At 59.3% G+C, this 15,629-nt stretch carries 14 protein-coding genes; 13 read left to right on the forward strand and 1 reads right to left on the reverse strand.

All coding sequences use genetic code 11. From position 1 onward, the window contains the following. Positions 1-29 precede the first annotated feature (29 nt). From ACOTXI_RS07915 to dsbG, 13 genes are all read left to right on the forward strand, one after another. Positions 30-920, forward strand: coding sequence for an aminoimidazole riboside kinase (locus ACOTXI_RS07915; RefSeq protein ID WP_032674834.1), 891 nt, complete (start codon positions 30-32; stop codon positions 918-920). 172 nt (positions 921-1,092) lie between these two features. Next, a complete protein-coding gene (locus tag ACOTXI_RS07920; RefSeq protein WP_058654470.1) occupies positions 1,093-2,610 on the forward strand; it encodes a carbohydrate porin in 1,518 nt (505 codons plus the stop codon). Between the two features lie 66 nt (positions 2,611-2,676). Continuing rightward, positions 2,677-4,047: a sucrose-specific PTS transporter subunit IIBC gene (locus ACOTXI_RS07925; RefSeq protein ID WP_058654469.1), complete on the forward strand. Its 1,371-nt coding sequence runs from the start codon at positions 2,677-2,679 to the stop codon at positions 4,045-4,047. Next, positions 4,047-5,453 (forward strand): sucrose-6-phosphate hydrolase, encoded by a 1,407-nt coding sequence (locus ACOTXI_RS07930; RefSeq protein WP_058654468.1) that lies wholly within the window; start codon positions 4,047-4,049, stop codon positions 5,451-5,453. The genes ACOTXI_RS07925 and ACOTXI_RS07930 overlap by 1 nt, the downstream gene beginning before the upstream one ends. Positions 5,454-5,481: 28 nt before the next feature. After that, complete coding sequence (locus ACOTXI_RS07935) at positions 5,482-6,489, forward strand: LacI family DNA-binding transcriptional regulator (protein ID WP_058654467.1); 1,008 nt, start codon at positions 5,482-5,484, stop codon at positions 6,487-6,489. 98 nt (positions 6,490-6,587) lie between these two features. Further along, positions 6,588-8,138 (forward strand): methyl-accepting chemotaxis protein, encoded by a 1,551-nt coding sequence (locus ACOTXI_RS07940; RefSeq protein ID WP_058654466.1) that lies wholly within the window; start codon positions 6,588-6,590, stop codon positions 8,136-8,138. A 116-nt stretch (positions 8,139-8,254) separates the two neighbouring features. Then, the gene (locus ACOTXI_RS07945) at positions 8,255-8,773 is read left to right on the forward strand and encodes an AAA family ATPase (RefSeq protein WP_044596473.1); all 519 of its coding nucleotides are present in this window, start codon (positions 8,255-8,257) and stop codon (positions 8,771-8,773) included. 578 nt (positions 8,774-9,351) lie between these two features. Then, positions 9,352-9,771, forward strand: coding sequence for a hypothetical protein (locus ACOTXI_RS07950; RefSeq protein ID WP_058654465.1), 420 nt, complete (start codon positions 9,352-9,354; stop codon positions 9,769-9,771). Positions 9,772-9,776: 5 nt separating this feature from the next. Continuing rightward, positions 9,777-10,337 (forward strand): RNA polymerase sigma factor, encoded by a 561-nt coding sequence (locus tag ACOTXI_RS07955; protein WP_045410249.1) that lies wholly within the window; start codon positions 9,777-9,779, stop codon positions 10,335-10,337. 87 nt (positions 10,338-10,424) lie between these two features. Beyond that, complete coding sequence (locus tag ACOTXI_RS07960; RefSeq protein WP_045354138.1) at positions 10,425-10,796, forward strand: hypothetical protein; 372 nt, start codon at positions 10,425-10,427, stop codon at positions 10,794-10,796. A gap of 48 nt (positions 10,797-10,844) precedes the next feature. Continuing rightward, complete coding sequence (locus tag ACOTXI_RS07965; RefSeq protein ID WP_103786760.1) at positions 10,845-12,869, forward strand: protein-disulfide reductase DsbD family protein; 2,025 nt, start codon at positions 10,845-10,847, stop codon at positions 12,867-12,869. Between the two features lie 7 nt (positions 12,870-12,876). Then, complete coding sequence (locus ACOTXI_RS07970) at positions 12,877-13,488, forward strand: DsbA family protein (RefSeq protein WP_039266433.1); 612 nt, start codon at positions 12,877-12,879, stop codon at positions 13,486-13,488. Positions 13,489-13,529: 41 nt separating this feature from the next. Beyond that, on the forward strand, positions 13,530-14,288 hold the full coding sequence (gene dsbG / locus ACOTXI_RS07975) for a thiol:disulfide interchange protein DsbG (protein ID WP_058654463.1): 759 nt from the start codon (positions 13,530-13,532) through the stop codon (positions 14,286-14,288). 41 nt (positions 14,289-14,329) lie between these two features. On the opposite strand, the gene ACOTXI_RS07980 is transcribed toward dsbG, so the two are convergent. Further along, entirely contained in the window at positions 14,330-15,622 is a 1,293-nt protein-coding gene (locus ACOTXI_RS07980; protein ID WP_023344174.1) for a glycoside hydrolase family 10 protein, read from the reverse strand. Between the last annotated feature and the right edge of the window lie 7 nt (positions 15,623-15,629).

The following is a 15,629-nucleotide window of genomic DNA, read 5'->3' on the forward strand; positions in this document are numbered from 1 at the left end:
GTTTAACATGGTTTAGCTACGAGGATCACATGAAGAAAATCTGGGTACTTGGCGATGCGGTAGTGGATTTGCTGCCCGATGGAGAAGGTCGATTATTGCAGTGTCCCGGCGGCGCGCCGGCGAACGTCGCGGTCGGTATTGCCCGGCTGGGCGGCCAGAGCGCCTTTATCGGCAGGGTTGGCGACGATCCTTTCGGGCGCTTTATGGCGAAAACGCTCGCTGACGAGCGGGTTGACGTGACGTGGATGCGCCTTGACCCGGCGCACCGCACCTCAACGGTGGTGGTCGATCTCGACGACCACGGCGAGCGCTCGTTTACCTTCATGGTGCGCCCGAGCGCCGATCTGTTTCTCGAACCCGACGACCTGCCGACGTTCAGCGCCGGGGAGTGGCTGCACGTCTGCTCCATCGCCTTAAGCGCCGAGCCGAGCCGGACTGCGACGTTTCAGGCGATGGCCGCCATTCGTGAGGCGGGCGGTTACGTCAGCTTCGACCCCAATATTCGCCCGGACCTCTGGCCGGATGAGAACGCACTGCATGGCTGCCTGGAGCAGGCCCTGCAAAGCGCCGACGTGGTGAAACTTTCGGTAGAAGAGCTGGCCTTTTTCACCGGCAGCGCGGAGGTCAACGTTGGTCTGGAGGTGCTAATGCAGCGCTGCCCGGCGCGTCTGGTGCTGGTTACCCAGGGAAAAGCGGGCGTAACCGCGTGGCATGAAGGTAGCGTAAAACACTACCCGGCAACGCCTGTGCAATGCGTCGATACGACCGGTGCGGGCGATGCCTTTGTGGCGGGGCTGCTCTACGGGCTGGCCGCCGGACAGGACCTGACGCCGGTTATTGCGCTCGCCCAGCGCTGCGGCGCGCTGGCCACCACCGCCAAAGGGGCGATGACCGCGTTGCCCTGGCAGCACGACCTGTAATTTCTCCTCTCCTGGCCGCCATCCGGCGGCCTGAATTGTCGCCTCGATCACACTTACTAAATCGGTTTAGCAAAAAAGATTGCCGATCCAAAATTCACAGGTTTAGTATCAGCAACCTAAACCGGTTTAGCAATTTAGCACGTTTAATGACTTCTTTTAGGGATGCGACAAAATGTATAAAAAACGCAGACTTGCCGTGATGATAGGCATGCTGGCCGGAAGTACCTCTGTTTTTGCCCAGACGGATATGTCCAGTATTGAAGCGCGTCTTGCCGCGATGGAGCAGCGCCTTCAGGACGCGGAAACGCGCGCGCAGGTGGCTGAGAAGCGCGCTGCGGCAGCAGAACAAAAAACGCAGCAGCTGGTTGCCGCTCAGCAGCAGGCGCAAACGACAACCCAGGCGGTGGCGCAGCGTACCGCCGCGCTGGAGAAGAAGGCGGATCAGACCGGCGGGTTTGAGTTCCACGGCTATGCCCGCTCTGGCCTGCTGATGAACGATGCGGCCTCCAGCAGCAAAAGCGGCCCTTACCTGACCCCAGCCGGTGAAACTGGCGGTGCGGTAGGGCGTCTGGGTAACGAAGCCGACACCTACGTCGAGCTGAACCTGGAGCACAAGCAAACCCTGGATAACGGGGCGACCACGCGCTTCAAGGCGATGCTGGCCGACGGTCAGAGAACCTATAACGACTGGTCAGCCGATACCAGCGACCTCAATATTCGTCAGGCCTTCGCGGAGCTGGGCAACCTGCCTGATTTTACCGGCGCGCTGAAGGGCAGCACCTTCTGGGCGGGTAAACGCTTCGACCGCGACAACTTTGACATCCACTGGCTGGATTCCGACGTGGTGTTCCTGGCCGGTACCGGCGGCGGCGTTTACGACGTGAAGTGGAACGATTCGCTGCGCAGCAACTTCTCCATTTACGGCCGCAACTTCGGCAGCGTGGAGCAGACCGACAACAACGTTCAGAACTATATCCTCAGCATGAACCACTTCGCCGGCCCGTTCCAGCTGATGGTGAGCGGCCTGCGGGCGAAAGATAACGACGACCGTAAAGACACTAACGGCGATCTGATTAAAACGGATGCCGCCAATCACGGCGTTCATGCCCTGGTAGGCTTGCATAATGAGAGCTTCTACGGCCTGCGTGAAGGGACCGCCAAAACGGCGCTGCTGTATGGTCACGGGCTGGGTGCGGAGGTGAAAAGCATCGGCTCCGACGGCGCGCTGCTGTCTGAGGCGGATACCTGGCGCTTCGCAAGTTACGGTGTCACGCCAATCGGCGGTGGCTGGAGCGTTGCGCCCGCCGTTCTGGCACAGAGCAGTAAAGATCGCTACGTCAAGGGCGATAGCTATGAGTGGGTAACGCTCAATACCCGCCTGATCAAAGAGGTCACCCAGAATTTCGCGCTGGCGTTTGAGGGAAGCTACCAGTACATGGATTTAAACCCGGAGGGCTATAAGGACCGCAACGCCGTGAACGGCAGTTTCTACAAGCTGACCTTTGCGCCGACGTTAAAAGCGAGCAAAATCGGCGATTTCTTCAGCCGTCCGGAACTGCGCCTGTTTGCCACCTGGATGGACTGGAGCAGCAAACTGGATAATTACGCCAGCGATGATGCCTTTGGCAGCAGCGGCTTCAACGCCGGCGGGGAATGGAACTTTGGGGTCCAGATGGAAACCTGGTTTTAACCCATCACGCTCCCGCCTGGCGGGAGCGTTTCGCACATCATAAAAAGAAGTCAGGCAGAGGTATCTATGGATTTTAATCAAATCGCCCGCGAGCTTATTCCGCTGCTCGGTGGCAAGGAAAACATCGCCAGCGCGGCGCACTGCGCAACGCGTCTTCGTCTGGTGCTGGTTGATGACACGCTGGCGGATCAGCAGGCCATCGGCAAGGTTGACGGCGTGAAAGGCTGCTTCCGTAACGCCGGGCAGATGCAGGTGATTTTTGGCACGGGCGTGGTCAACAAGGTGTACGCCGCATTTATTCAGGCGGCCGGGATTAGCGAATCCAGCAAATCGGAAGCCGCGGATCTGGCGGCGCGCAAGCTGAACCCGTTCCAGCGCATTGCCCGCTTACTCTCCAACATCTTTGTGCCGATCATTCCCGCGATTGTGGCGTCCGGTCTGCTGATGGGCCTGCTCGGCATGGTGAAAACCTACGGCTGGGTCAATGCGGATAACGCCCTCTACATCATGCTGGACATGTGCAGCTCGGCGGCGTTTATCATTCTGCCTATTCTGATTGGCTTTACCGCCGCGCGCGAATTTGGCGGTAACCCGTACCTCGGCGCGACGCTGGGTGGGATTCTGACCCACCCGGCGCTGACCAACGCCTGGGGCGTGGCGTCGGGCTTCCACACCATGAACTTCTTCGGCCTTGAGATTGCGATGATTGGCTATCAGGGCACGGTATTCCCGGTGCTGCTGGCCGTCTGGTTTATGAGCATCGTCGAGAAAAACCTGCGCCGCGCGATCCCGGATGCGTTAGACCTGATCCTGACGCCGTTCCTCACCGTCGTCATCTCCGGCTTTATCGCCTTGCTGATTATCGGCCCGGCGGGGCGCGCTCTGGGGGACGGTATCTCCTTTATTCTGAGCACGCTGATCGCCCACGCGGGCTGGCTCGCCGGGCTGCTGTTCGGCGGACTTTACTCGGTGATTGTGATCACCGGTATTCATCACAGCTTCCACGCGATTGAAGCCGGGCTGCTGGGGAATCCGTCGATTGGCGTTAACTTCCTGCTGCCGATCTGGGCCATGGCGAACGTGGCGCAGGGTGGCGCCTGTCTGGCGGTGTGGTTCAAAACCAAAGATGCCAAAATCAAAGCCATTACCCTGCCGTCGGCGTTCTCTGCAATGCTGGGCATCACCGAAGCGGCCATTTTTGGTATCAACCTGCGCTTCGTTAAGCCGTTTATCGCCGCGCTGATTGGCGGTGCGGTGGGCGGGGCCTGGGTGGTCTCCGTGCACGTGTACATGACCGCCGTCGGGCTGACCGCGATTCCGGGGATGGCCATCGTGCAGGCCAGCTCGCTGCTGAACTATATTATCGGCATGGTGATTGCCTTCGGCGTGGCGTTTACCGTCTCACTGCTGCTGAAATATAAAACGGATTCTGAATAATGACGTTACCTTCCCGCTGGCCTGCGATCCTGCAGGCCGTTATGACAGGTCAGCCGCGGGCGCTGGCGGACAGCCATTATCCGCAATGGCACGCCGCGCCGGTGACGGGGCTGATGAACGACCCGAACGGGTTTATCTGGTTTGCTGGCCGCTATCACCTGTTCTATCAGTGGAACCCGCTGGACTGCGAGCACCGCTTTAAGTGCTGGGGGCACTGGAGTTCGGCGGACCTGGTGCACTGGCAGCATGAGCCGCTGGCGCTGATGCCCGACGAGGCGTATGACCGCAACGGCTGCTACTCCGGTAGCGCCGTCGATAACCAGGGCGTACTGACCCTGTGCTACACCGGCAACGTCAAGTTCGATGACGGCAGCCGCACCGCCTGGCAGTGCCTGGCCGTGGAGCAGCCGGACGGGACCTTCAGGAAGCTGGGGCCGGTGCTGGCGCTGCCGGAAGGCTACACCGGCCACGTGCGCGACCCGAAGGTGTGGCGGCACGACGGGGACTGGTACATGGTGCTCGGCGCGCAGGATGTGCAAAAGCGCGGCAAGGTGCTGCTCTTTAAATCAGCCGATTTGCACGCCTGGACATCCTGCGGGGAGATCGCCGGTCACGGGGTTAACGGTCTGTCGGACGCGGGCTATATGTGGGAGTGTCCGGACCTGTTTGCCCTCGACGGGACGCACGTCCTGATCTGCTGCCCGCAGGGGCTGGCGCGCGAGCCGCATCGCTACCTCAATACCTATCCGGCTACCTGGATGAGCGGGGCGTTTGACTATGCCCGCGCGACGTTCGATCACGGCGAGCTGCACGAGCTGGACGCGGGCTTTGAATTCTACGCCCCGCAAACCACGCTGGCGGAAGATGGACGCCGCATCCTGATTGGCTGGATGGGCGTACCGGACGGGGAAGAGATGCTTCAGCCCACGCGGGCGCACGGCTGGATGCACCAGATGACCTGCCCGCGAGAATTGCGCTTCCGCGACGGCCGGCTCTGGCAAACCCCGGCGCGCGAGCTGGCGGCGTTGCGTGAAGATGAGCAGCACTGGCAGGGGTGCGCCAGCGACGCGCCCGAACTGGACGCGACGCGCCTGGAGTTTGAGCTGGGCGCCGCGCACGTGAGCGTCGATTTTGGCGGCGCGCTGCGCCTGTCGCTCGATGAGCAGGGCGTGCGCCTGGAGCGCGCGAGCCTGAAAACCGGTGAAACATTGGCCCGCTACTGGCAGGGCGACGTCCGTCATTTGCGCGTCCTGTGCGACCGCTCCAGCGTCGAAATCTTCATTAACCATGGCGAAGGGGTAATGAGCAGCCGCTATTTTCCTGACCATCCGGCCCGGGTGCGATTCGAAGGTGCGTCCGATATCACATTACGCTACTGGTCGCTGCGCGCCTGCATGATAGAATGAGGGTTTTGGCAGCCGGATCTAAGTCGTTGTGAGAAAAACAAAACGCGTCACCATTAAAGACATCGCGGAGCTGGCGGGTGTGTCAAAAGCCACCGCCAGCCTGGTCCTGAACGGCCGCAGCAAAGAGCTTCGCGTGGCGGAAGAGACGCGCGAGCGCGTGCTGGCAATTGCAAAAGAGCACCACTATCAGCCCAGCATTCACGCCCGGTCGCTGCGCGATAACCGCAGCCACACCATTGGTCTGGTGGTCCCGGAGATCACCAACTACGGTTTTGCCGTCTTTTCGCACGAGCTGGAAACGCTGTGCCGCGAGGCGGGCGTGCAGCTGCTGATTTCCTGCAGCGATGAAAACCCGGGGCAGGAGACGGTGGTGGTGAACAACATGGTGGCACGTCAGGTGGACGGGCTGATTGTGGCCTCCAGCATGCTCAACGACGCGGACTACCATAAGCTGAGCGAGCAGCTGCCGGTGGTTCTGTTTGACCGCCACATCAACGACAGCGCGCTGCCGCTGGTGATCACCGATTCCATCACCCCGACGACCGAACTGGTGGCGGACATTGCGCGCCAGCATCCGGATGAATTCTACTTCCTCGGCGGCCAGCCGCGCCTTTCTCCGACGCGCGACCGCCTGGAAGGGTTTAAGCAAGGGCTGCGTGAGGCCGGCGTGGCGCTGCGCCCCGAGTGGATCATTCACGGCAACTATCACCCGAGCTCCGGTTACGAGATGTTTGCTGAACTCTGCGCCTGCCTGGGGCGTCCGCCGAAAGCGCTCTTCGCCGCCGCCTGCGGGCTGCTGGAAGGGGTGCTGCGCTATATGGGCCAGCATAACCTGCTGCAAAGCGATATCAGGTTAGCCAGTTTTGACGATCACTATCTCTACGATTCGCTGACGATCCCGGTGGATACCATTCGCCAGGATAACCGCCAGCTGGCGTGGCACTGCTTTGATTTGATTAGCAAACTGATCGAGGGCGAGACCCCGGAACCGTTGCAACGCAAGCTGGCGGCCACCCTGCAGCGGCGCTATAAGTGAGCAATATAGCCCGGACCGATACATCAATAACTTTAATTAATTTAAGTTTTGGAATGGCCGATAACCATAAGGAATAATTCTCCTTGAGGTATTGGTTTATGTCGTTGAAAAAGTCGTCCCTGATAGTCCTGTTCTCGCTGCTTTTCTTCTTTGTTATCAGCACCGTCACCAGCGTTGGCATCATCATTAAAAGTAATAATTCCCTGGATAACGTCAACAAAGAGATCCAGGTTGTGCTGTCCATTATTGACCCCATCAACCACAGCCGTACGCTGCGCGTGCGGGTGATGGAGTATGTGAAGATGGTGGAAGCGGGCAACGCGGCGGACGGCGCTGCAAAGCTGACCGCCGTGAAAGAGGCGCTGACCAAAGCGGACCACGCCTTTGCAGCCTTTATGGCGTCGCCGCGCCTGAGCGATGAAGCGCCGCTGGTCACTGCCTATCAGGACGCCTGGCAGAACTACCGCAACCAGGGGCTGGCGCCGCTGATCGATGCCGCCGAGGCGCACGATGTCGCCAAATTTAACGCGCTCATCCCGGAAGTCTCCCGCCTCGACCGCCAGTACGAGATCGTTCTCGACCAGGTGCTTTCCGTCCACCAGAAATACGCCAAAAGCCTGAACGAAGATGCGAGCAGTAGCTTCGTCTCCGGCCTGGCGATCGTTGCTGCTATCGCCAGCCTGTTTGTGGTGGTGATTATCGCCGTTAGCCTGCTGATGAAGCGCTTTGTTTTTGCGCCGATCAACCTGGCGCGCGAGCACTGCAGCCAGATTGCGGCAGGCAAGCTGGACATTCCGGTGCCGGTGAAGGGGAGTACAGGCAACGAAATCGACCATCTGATGGGCTCGATGGAGCAGATGCGTCAGGCGCTGCTGGCGACCATCGCCCAGGTGCGCGATGCGAGTCATACCGTGACGCACGCCGCCCAGGAGATTGCCTCCGGGAATATCGACCTGGCGTCACGCACCGAGCAGCAGGCTTCCGCGTTGACCCAGACGGCAGCGAGCATGGAAGAGCTGAGCGCGACGGTGGCGAACAATACCGACAATGTGTATCAGGCCGGAAAACTGGTGCAGGACGCGGTGAAAAATGCCCACACCGGTGAAGCGGTAACCCGCGAAGTCATCGACACGATGAATACCATCGCGGCGAACTCGAAGCGCATCGAAGACATTACCAGCGTGATTAACAGCATCGCCTTCCAGACCAACATCCTGGCGCTGAACGCGGCGGTTGAAGCGGCGCGCGCCGGTACCCAGGGCCGCGGCTTTGCGGTGGTGGCCAGCGAAGTGCGCACTCTCGCGCAGAAAAGCGCGGTGGCGGCGAAAGATATCGAAAGCCTGATCGCGCAGTCGGTCTCCAGCGTGAAAAACGGTGCGGAGCTGGTGAGCCGCTCGGGCGAGGTGATTGACGCGATCATTTCGTCGGTGAACAAAGTGAATACGCTGATGGAGCAGATCTCCGTCGCCTCTGAAGAGCAGAGCCGCGGGATCGGCCAGGTCGGGCAGGCGGTGACCGAGATGGATGGCGTCACCCAGCAGAACGCCGCGCTGGTGCAGCAGTCCGCTGCGGCAGCGGCCTCGCTGGAAGAGCAGGCGCAGCAGCTTTCGCGGAGTATTTCGAGTTTTAGGTTGCCGGTGCAGGCTTGATGGTATGAGGGGGCTCCGCAGGGAGCCTTTTTTGTACCTGGCGTAACCGTAACTGTATAATTCAGAAGGTCTCTACGGGCAGTACAAATCTAATATAACGATCACCAGGGAAAATTATGTTAATTATTTTTAGTGGGCTACCCGGCAGCGGTAAAAGCACCGTTGCAAAAATAGTTGCCCAAAGGCTGGGAGCGGTCTACCTGCGGGTTGATACCGTTGAGCAGGCCATTAGCTCAGTTTCTGAACCCGGTCAGAAAACGGGTCCGGAGGGCTATTTTGCCCTCTATGGTTTAGCAAGTGAGAATCTTAAGCTGGGCTCCACCGTTGTGACCGATTCCGTTAATGATATTAACCTTGTGCGAGATGCTTTCCGCAATATTGCTCTGTCGTTGAATGTCCCTTTCCTGGAAGTTGAAATTGTCTGCTCAGACGAAAAAGAACATCGTTATCGCGTAGAGAACAGAATATCTGATATCCCGGGACTCACGCCTCCTGACTGGGAAAGGGTAAAAAACCGTGAGTATGAACCCTGGGAGAGAGAACATCTCATATTGGACACCGCTGCGTTATCAGCGGCAGAGTGTGCAGATAAAATCCTGGAAATAGGGCATAAGATTGCGCTAAACCGATCTTAAACGATGGACAAGCGCCTGCAATGGCTTAGCTACTTTGAGGATTCGCCTGAATTCAGCATAATTGGCGTCAGGAAATAAAAAGCTTCGTTTTTATCGACAACGTAAACCGCAGCGTAATCAGAAATCGAAACCGCGCATTGGAAGAATTAATTCTCAACATGAACATAGGGGCAACATCGAAAATGGGAAAGCGCAAGAGTGCTCTGATTTTGTCCTGACCGTAATTATATTTTTGCTTATTATCCCTGAGATCATTCTGCGTGTATGCACGTCCGAGCAACTTGGCCGTCTCAGCGACTTCACTAGTTTAGGTGGCTTGTTAAATCCACTATTATCCTTGCTCATCTTCCTGGCACTGTTGTCAATCATACTGGCCGTCATTGCTATTGCATTGGTTAAGCGAATTCTTCGTACGCGATGATTTGCTTTCGAGCGACTCATAGCACCCGCCAGCCGTTACCGCTATGAGTCCAAAACCGTCAGCACAAAAATTTTCATTCACCCCAGCAATATTTCCCATCCTCATCCGTCTACCTCATCACACGCCATAATCAGTTACGGTAAACGAGGTAAACACCATGAGAGATTTTGAAATGCACGGCAGAGGTCACGGGCGCGGATTTGGTCGCCACCGTATGGGCAAGGGCTTAGTCATCGGCGCGGTGATTTTCATCGTGCTCGGCCTGCTGGTGATGTCCCTGTGGAACGCCTTGCTCCCGGCGATCCTGGGCGTGAAGACCATCGGCTTCTGGCAGGCGCTGGGCATTCTGGTGCTGAGCCGCATTCTGTTTGGCGGCTTAGGTTTCCGCCCGGGGATGTTTGGCGCGCACCGCCGGATGCACGAGCGCTGGATGAACATGACGCCTGAGCAGCGCGAAGCGTTTATTCAGCAGCGCCGCGAAGGGTTTGGTCGCCACGGACGCGGTCACTGCGGCTGGCACGGCCATCGTGACGATAAGCGCGATGACGCTACGCCAAAAGCGCCGGACGCGGAGTGAGCGAGATGAAAGCCGGGGAGGCGGGCGGATCCATGCTGATGTCGGCGCTAAACGCCTGTCGCGCCCGGCTGAAAGCCTTCATTCGCGGACGGACGTCCGTGCGCGATGATGCCGACGACATTTTGCAGGAAGTGACGTATCAGCTGATGAAAGTGGAGCAGCCGGTCGAAAACGTCGCCGCCTGGCTGTTCCGCGCGGCGCGTAACGAAATGACCGACCGGGCGCGTAAAAAGCGCGAGGTGTCGCTCTCCGGCTATTTTACGGGCGAAGATGACGACGGTTATCCGGAAGACGAGCTGGCCGAAACCCTGTTCGGCGTACCGCACACGCCGGAGGAGGAGTACCTCAAAACGCTGCTGTGGGAAGAGCTGGGCCAGGCGCTGTCTGAACTTCCACCGCCGCAGCGGGAGGCGTTTGAAAAGACCGAGCTCCACGGCTACAGCATTAAAATGCTGGCAGAGGAGACCGGCGCCAGCGAACAGGCGCTGCTATCCCGCAAGCACAAGGCAGTGCTGTTTCTCCGCACGCGGCTGCGGGACGTCTATGACGCGCTGACGGGCGAATAGCGGCGGCAGACAAAACCTTACACTTCCGGCACTTGTAGATTCATCACTATCGTTTATGATCGGGGCGTCTTGTCACTCTGGAATGTTATGCGCAACCGTCAGCTCCTCGGAAAATGGCTTTTGATTATCACCTGTCTCGCGATGGCGCTTTGCCTCGTGCAGCGTGCGGTGATGCTCAACCATTTTTTACAGGGACTGGATCCGCAGATTTCGCTGAGTGCAGATGCCCCGGTTCAAACCAGCAACACTGAACAACCCGGCCCGTCGCCGTGTCAGCTCGGCGCGCACTCGCTGCTTTGCGCCCAGCCGCTGTTCTTCGACGGTGCATTACCGGCCATTATTATCTTCTTCGCGCTGCTGCAGCTGTTGACGCAAGGGCGGGCACTGGCTCCCGCGGAACAGCCCGTTCAGGCACCGCCTCCCCGAATACACCTGAAAAACTGCGTTTTCCGTGAATGAAAAACATCGTCCTCACACGATAATTTTTCACTGTTCACGGAGTACAACATGGTTAACCTCTTCAGGGGATTCGTCTTCCTGTGGCTGTCCTGCATCGGCATTGTCCATGCGGCGGACACCGGCTGGCTGGTCTCCCCACAAAACGATCACGCCCGCATCCGCTTTCAGGCGGAGAGGGAACAAACGCACATTAAGGGTCTGCTCACCGTTGAGCTAAAGCCCGGCTGGAAAACCTACTGGCGATCGCCGGGCGAGGGCGGCGTGGCCCCGAAAATCAGCTGGCCGGACGGCGTAACGGACAGCTGGTCCTGGCCAGTACCGTCGCGTTTCGATATCTCCGGCATGACGACGCAGGGCTATCACGATAAGGTCACTATCCCGATCGTTCTCGACGGGGTGAAGGGCGACATGCTCGACGGGACGCTCACGCTCTCCACGTGCAGCAACGTCTGCCTGCTGACGGACTACCCGCTGCATCTCGATTTTACCCAGCCGGTGGATGAGGGCTTCCGCAGCGCCTTCGGGCAAGCGATGCGCGCCGTTCCGGGCTCATCAGGCGTGTCGTCGGATCTTTCCGCCTGGCTCTCTGGCGACAAGCTGGTGATTACCGGCACCACGGACGGGAAATGGGACAATCCGGGGATCTACTTTGACCCGCTGGAGGGCGATATTCTGCCCGGCGAGCCGGTCATTAAACACGACGGCACTGCGCTTCGGGTGACGGTGCCCGTGACCGACGAATGGGGCGATAACCCCGCCTCGCTGGCAGGCAAAAGGCTGTCATTTGTGCTGACCAACGGCGATCGGGCGCAGCAAACCACCATGACCGTTGGGACAGCGCCCGAAGAGACCTCCGTGCCGGACGGGACGGGAAAAATGGTGCTCTTTGCGCTATTAGGCGGGCTGATCCTCAACCTGATGCCCTGCGTGCTGCCGGTAATGGGCATGAAGCTTAACAGCATCCTGCAGGCGGGCTCGGACAGGCGTGCCATCCGGCTGCGCTTCCTCGCCACCAGCGCCGGGATCCTCTCCTCCTTTATGCTGCTGGCCGGGATGGTCACCGCGCTGAAGCTGGCCGGAGCGTCGCTGGGGTGGGGCATTCAGTTCCAGAACCCGTGGTTTATCGGCCTGATGGTCGCCGTGACCTTCCTCTTTGCGCTGAATCTGTTTGGGACGTTTGAAATGCTGCTGCCTTCTTCTGCCGCCGGACGGCTGGCGACGGCAGGGGGATCGGGGATCGGCGGCAGCTTCTGCGAAGGGATGTTCGCCACGCTGCTGGCAACGCCGTGCTCCGCGCCGTTCCTCGGTACGGCTGTCGCCTTTGCCCTTGGCGCACCGCTGCACGCCCTGTGGCTGATCTTCCTGATGCTCGGCGTGGGCATGAGCCTGCCGTGGCTGTTCGTTGCCCTGGTGCCGAAAGCGGCCATGCTGCTGCCCAAACCCGGCCGCTGGATGAACACGCTCAGGGTCATCCTTGGCCTGATGATGCTGGCCTCCAGCCTCTGGCTGGCGACGCTGTTGAGCGTGCATCTGGGCGAGGCGGTGAGCCAGATCGTGATGCTGGGGCTGACTGCCGTCGCGCTGGTGCTGTTTGCGCTAAAGGGGCAAAAATCTTCGCCGCTGTTCTGGCTGGTGGTCATCGCGCTGTCGGCGTTCGGCGGGTATCAGGCGCGCGGTCTGCTTAACGCGCCGCCTGACGCTCCGGCACAAAACGTTGCGCAGACTATCCCGTGGCAGCCGCTCAGTGAAGAGACTATCGAGAACGCGCTGGCGCAGGGGAAACGGGTGTTTGTGGATATCTCCGCGGACTGGTGCGTGACGTGCAAAGTTAACGAGCACCGCGTACTCAGTCAGCCGGACGTGATTGCCGCGCTGCGCCAGCCGGACGTGGTGGCCCTGCGCGGGGACTGGAGCCAGCCGTCCGCGTTTATCGCGGATTTTCTGGCGAAGCGAAACCGCTACGCCATTCCGTTTAACGCGGTGTATGGCCCCGGCCTGCCTGATGGCGAGATCCTCTCGCCGCTGCTGGACAAGCGCACCCTGGTCACCACCCTGAACAACGCAAAAGGCTAACTGTGTCATGAAAAAATTCCTTATTACGCTTCTGCTCCTGCTGGCCCCGCTTCAGGTATTCGCCGCGCAGCCGCTGACGCCGGACCAGGAGCAGCGCGCGCAGAAGATAATCGCTGATTTCCTGTTTAACGATCCGAACTCCCCGCGCATCGGCGCGAAAAACCCAAAGCTCACCCTGGTGGTGTTTACCGACTACAACTGCCCGTACTGTAAAAAATTCGATCCGTACCTGGAGAAGATTGTCGAAAAACATCCGGACGTGGCGGTGGTCTTTAAGTTTTTACCTTTCCGCTCGGAAAGTTCGCTGACCGCCGCACGAGACGCGCTAACTGTCTGGCGTGCGCATCCTGAGCAGTTTATGAAGCTGAACCACACCCTGATGGCGAAAAAGGGGTACCACGATGACGCCAGCATTCAGGAGGCGCAAAAGCGGGCGGGCGTGAGCGTGACGACGCCGGACGAGGAGAGTTTTCTGACGATCAGGCGCAGCCTCATTGTGGCGGAAAAAATGGGGATCCAGGGCACGCCCGCCACGCTTATCGGCGAGGGGCTGCTTCCCGGCTGGGTGCCGTTCGAACAATTCGACGAAATGGTCAGTGAAGCACTGAAAAACCGCTAACCTGAAGGGGGCGTAATGCCCCCGATAAACCGGAGAGGGAAATGAAAAAATTACTGTTACTTTCGGCGCTGGCGACGTCAGGGCTGGTACAGGCGGCTGAAGCCATACCGGATGTGGTGAAGCACTTCAGCGAGCAGCAGAACATTAAAATCATCAAGAAGCTGGATGCGCCGGGCGGGGCGCCAGCCTGGCTGGGGCAGTATCAGGATATGGGCGTGACGCTCTTTCTTACGCCGGACGGCAAGCACGTGATCTCAGGTTATCTTTATGATGAAAAAGGGAAGAACCTCAGCGAGGGCTATTTCCAGAAAGAGATCTACGCCCCAATGGGACGTGAAATGTGGAAGAACCTGAATGCGGCGCATCCCCTGAAAGAAGGGGCGGATAACGCCCCGCGCAAGGTCTTTGTCTTTGCCGATCCGTTCTGTCCGTACTGCAAGCAGTTCTGGTCCGAGGCGCAGCCTTGGGTCAAGGCCGGTAAGGTGCAGCTCAATACGCTGCTGGTGGCGTTTCTCAACCCTAACAGCGGGCGCAACGCCGCCGCCATTCTGAATGCGAAAGATCCGGTTTCGGCCTGGCGCGAATACGAGCTTTCCGGCGGCAAAAAACTGCCCAAGCCTGAAGGCGAGGCTTCCCGCGAAACGGTTGCGATCCTACAGAAACATCAGGCGCTGATGGACAGCCTCGGCGCTAACGCCACGCCCGCAATTTACTATCTGAATGCGGAAAACGAGCTGCAGCAGGTGGTGGGGATGCCGGATGCGCAGCAGCTCGAGGCGATGTTCGGGCCGAAGCCGTAAAAAAAAACAGGCAGAAACGGGCGTTTCTGCCTGGTGGTCACTCAGCTACCCCAGCGTCCACGGAGATAGTTTACCGCCTGCTGGGTCTGCGGCTGGTTCAGGTAATCTTCCCGGAACAGGATGGTGCCGTTGACGTTGGGCAGCGAATCGTTGAGATCGAGCTGCTTTTTCAGCTCCGGCACGCCGCCCTGAACCGTCCAGTCCGGCTCTTTTTTCGACGGCTCGCCCACCTTGTAGAACGCAATGCCGATATACAGGCGAGTGTGGGTCGGCTTCACCACGTCGGCCCACCATCTGGTCAGCACGTCGTAGCGCGCGGCATCCCGGGAGAAGGGCCAGTAAATCTGCGGCGCGATGTAGTCCAGCAGGCCCTGCTGCACCCACTGACGCGTATCGGCGTAGGATTCATCATAGGCCGCGGCGCCGCGGGTGTCGGAGCCTGCCGGGTCAAAGGAGCGGTTGCGCCACACGCCCGCCGGGCTGACGCCAAACTCCACGTTGGGCTTTGTCTGCTTGATCGCGCGGGAGACCTGGACAATCAGCTGCTGCGTATTGTGTCTTCGCCAGTCGGCTTTTGAGGCAAACCCCTGGCCGTACTGCCGCCAGCTCTGCGCGTCATTGAGCGCGGATCCCGGCGATTCGGCATAGAAGTAATCATCAAACTGCACGCCGTCTACCGGGTAGTTCGCCACCACTTCGGTCACCACTTTGGTTATCCAGTCGCGCACCTCCGGAATGCCCGGGTCGAGCACAAAGCGGTCACCCGAGATGCGGACCCATTCCGGATGCTGGACATAAACGCTGGACGGCGTCTGGTATGACGTCCGGTTCAGGGCGGCGATGGTGGACGGTTTGGTGTTGGTCGATACGCGATAGGGGTTAAACCAGGCATGGACCTTCATGCCGCGCTTGTGCGCTTCATCGAGCATAAACTGCAGCGGATCGTATCCCGGATACTCACCGATGTTGCCGGTCAGCATATCTGACCACGGTAAAATTTTGGATGACCAGAGCGCCGTGCTGTCCGGCTTCACCTGGAAAAATACCGTGTTGATGCCGAGCTGCTTAAGGTTGTCGAGCTTTGCGATCAGCGCCTGCTTTTGCATCGCGATGCGCTGGTCCGCGCTGCGGCCATTCACCGAGGCCACCGGCGGCCAGTCGAGACGCGAGACGGTCGCCAGCCAGATGCCGCGCATCGGGGCGTTTGCCTGCGGCGTCGGTTTACTGACGGTGGGAAGAGGGGTAACCAGCGATTTGGGTGGTTTTGAGGAGCAGCTTACAAGTAAAAGCGCGCAGGCAGCCAGCGCACCAATCCGTTTTACGTGTCGCGTCATTTGCGTA

It is taken from the genome of Enterobacter cloacae complex sp. BZL2005 (assembly GCF_049238885.1).
Taxonomy (GTDB): domain Bacteria; phylum Pseudomonadota; class Gammaproteobacteria; order Enterobacterales; family Enterobacteriaceae; genus Enterobacter; species Enterobacter roggenkampii.

Excerpts from the sequence above, each read along its gene's own strand:
- ACOTXI_RS07970 (WP_039266433.1), top strand. The coding sequence starts at position 12,877 with ATGAAAAAATTCCTTATTACGCTTCTGCTCCTGCTGGCCCCGCTTCAG.
- ACOTXI_RS07940 (WP_058654466.1), top strand. The coding sequence starts at position 6,588 with ATGTCGTTGAAAAAGTCGTCCCTGATAGTCCTGTTCTCGCTGCTTTTC.
- ACOTXI_RS07945 (WP_044596473.1), top strand. The coding sequence starts at position 8,255 with ATGTTAATTATTTTTAGTGGGCTACCCGGCAGCGGTAAAAGCACCGTT.
- ACOTXI_RS07960 (WP_045354138.1), top strand. The coding sequence starts at position 10,425 with ATGCGCAACCGTCAGCTCCTCGGAAAATGGCTTTTGATTATCACCTGT.
- ACOTXI_RS07930 (WP_058654468.1), top strand. The coding sequence starts at position 4,047 with ATGACGTTACCTTCCCGCTGGCCTGCGATCCTGCAGGCCGTTATGACA.
- ACOTXI_RS07920 (WP_058654470.1), top strand. The coding sequence starts at position 1,093 with ATGTATAAAAAACGCAGACTTGCCGTGATGATAGGCATGCTGGCCGGA.
- ACOTXI_RS07950 (WP_058654465.1), top strand. The coding sequence starts at position 9,352 with ATGAGAGATTTTGAAATGCACGGCAGAGGTCACGGGCGCGGATTTGGT.
- ACOTXI_RS07980 (WP_023344174.1), bottom strand. The coding sequence starts at position 15,622 with ATGACGCGACACGTAAAACGGATTGGTGCGCTGGCTGCCTGCGCGCTT.
- ACOTXI_RS07955 (WP_045410249.1), top strand. The coding sequence starts at position 9,777 with ATGAAAGCCGGGGAGGCGGGCGGATCCATGCTGATGTCGGCGCTAAAC.
- ACOTXI_RS07915 (WP_032674834.1), top strand. The coding sequence starts at position 30 with ATGAAGAAAATCTGGGTACTTGGCGATGCGGTAGTGGATTTGCTGCCC.
- ACOTXI_RS07965 (WP_103786760.1), top strand. The coding sequence starts at position 10,845 with ATGGTTAACCTCTTCAGGGGATTCGTCTTCCTGTGGCTGTCCTGCATC.
- ACOTXI_RS07925 (WP_058654469.1), top strand. The coding sequence starts at position 2,677 with ATGGATTTTAATCAAATCGCCCGCGAGCTTATTCCGCTGCTCGGTGGC.
- dsbG (WP_058654463.1), top strand. The coding sequence starts at position 13,530 with ATGAAAAAATTACTGTTACTTTCGGCGCTGGCGACGTCAGGGCTGGTA.